1 protein-coding gene is annotated in these 337 nt (G+C 37.1%); it reads right to left on the reverse strand.

All coding sequences use genetic code 11. The features are described 5' to 3' along the window. Positions 1 to 337 (reverse strand): hypothetical protein (locus tag PUR53_RS48250; protein WP_329909265.1); only part of this gene is annotated, 337 nt, incomplete at both ends.

Consider the following 337-nt stretch of genomic DNA (forward strand, 5'->3'; position numbering starts at 1 on the left):
GGGGGGGGGGCGCCCCAGACCAAAAAAAAAACACCAAAACAAAACAAAAAAACCCACACACAAAAACAAAAAACACCCCCACAAAAAAAAAAAAAAAACAAAACAAAAAAAAAAAAAACCCCACCCCCCCCCCCCCCCCCAACCCCAAACCCACCAAAAAAAAAAAACCCACAACCCCCCCCACAACAAAAAAAACAAACCAAAAAAAAAAAAAAAAAAAAAAAAACAAAACAAAAAAAAAAAAAAAACCAACCACCCCCCCCCCAAACAAAACAAAAAAAAAAAACATACCCCCACACCCACAAAAAAAAAAAACACAAAACAAAAAACCACCCAC

It is taken from the genome of Streptomyces sp. SP18BB07, from assembly GCF_036322545.1.
Taxonomy (GTDB): Bacteria; Actinomycetota; Actinomycetes; order Streptomycetales; family Streptomycetaceae; genus Streptomyces; species Streptomyces deccanensis.